At 73.0% G+C, this 1308-nt stretch carries 2 protein-coding genes; one reads left to right on the top strand and one right to left on the bottom strand.

What is annotated here, in order from left to right; genetic code table 11:
- A partial coding sequence (locus ABZ646_RS46795; RefSeq protein ID WP_360533939.1) for a VWA domain-containing protein occupies positions 1–692 on the top strand: 692 nt, incomplete at its 5' end.
- An 82-nt stretch (positions 693–774) separates the two neighbouring features.
- Here ABZ646_RS46795 and ABZ646_RS46800 read toward each other — a convergent pair.
- Positions 775–1140: a cupin domain-containing protein gene (locus tag ABZ646_RS46800; protein WP_360533942.1), complete on the bottom strand. Its 366-nt coding sequence runs from the start codon at positions 1138–1140 to the stop codon at positions 775–777.
- Positions 1141–1308 lie beyond the last annotated feature (168 nt).

Raw genomic sequence — 1308 nt, forward strand, 5'->3', positions numbered from 1 at the left:
CAGGATGTCGAGAGCGCCGACGGCGGTCACCGCCTCCTCGGCCGCCTCCCGGTCGGTCACGTCGAACGGCACGGGGCACGATCGACCTGCGGCGCACCCTGCGCGGCTCGCTGTCCACCGGCGGGGTGCCGATGCGGCCGGTGCTGCGCCGCCGCCGGCCGGCCCGACCCGAACTGGTCCTGCTGTGTGACGTCTCCGGCTCGGTGTCCGGGTTCTCCGACTTCACGATGCTGCTGGTGCAGGCGCTGCACGACCAGTTCAGCAAGGTGCGGGTGTTCGCCTTCGTCAACCGGATCGACGAGGTGACCGGGCTGCTGGAACACGGCCGGGCCGACCCGGAGGGCCTCGGCGCCCGGATCCGCGCCGAGGCGACGCTCACCGGCTGGCACGGCAGCAGCGACTACGGCATGGCGCTGGGCGAGTTCGCGGAGCGGTACGGCGCCGCAGTGGGGCCGCGCACCACCGTGTTCGTGCTGGGGGACGCGCGCACCAACAACCTCGACCCCAACCTGGGCGCCGTCCGCGGGATCGCCCGCCAGGCGCGCCGCGTCTACTGGCTGAATCCGGAGCAGCGCTCGCTGTGGGGCACCGGTGACTCGGCGGCACCCGAGTACGCGGCACTGGTGGAGATGCACGAGTGCCGCACGGCCCGCCAGCTCAGCGGGCTCGTCGCACGGCTGCTGCCGGTGTAGCGCACGGTTCGACCCGGTCGGCCGCCGCACAGGAAACGGGTGCCGTCGCCCACACGCGGTGACGGCACCCGGTGGCCGGCTCTCAGCCCTCCTTGGCCTTCGCGTAGTCGGTCGCCATACCGCCGGCGAAGTCGTACAGGATCACCTGTTCGTCGCCCACGACCCAGGCGTCGTGCCCCGGCGGGCAGACGAAGACGTCGCCGGGGCCGACCTCGCCCTCGCCGCCGTCGTCCATGACCAGGCGCATCCGGCCCTGCACCACGTATCCGTTGTGGTGGACCATGCAGGTCCCGGTGCCCGCGATCGGTCCCACCGACTCCGTCCAGCGCCAGCCCGGCTCGAAGGTGGCGACGGCGAAGTCCAGGCCGGTCATGTGCACGGCTTCGAGGTGGCCACGGGGGAAGTCACGCCGCTCGTCCGGCTTGTCGACCGTCTTGATCTCCAGCATGCCGGTGTCCTCCCTTCCGGCCGCTCACCGCGGCCGGGGCCGGCCTCCGCCGCCCGGAGGCCGCGGGCCCCACCACCCCATCGTCGTCCTGTCAAGCGGGGAGCGCCATCCAGGGGAACACCCGGTCGTACGGCGACTCGGAGTCGGGGGTGTTCCCCGAGACCGTGC

The sequence above is a fragment of the Streptomyces sp. NPDC007162 genome, assembly GCF_040634175.1.
Taxonomy (GTDB): domain Bacteria; phylum Actinomycetota; class Actinomycetes; order Streptomycetales; family Streptomycetaceae; genus Streptomyces.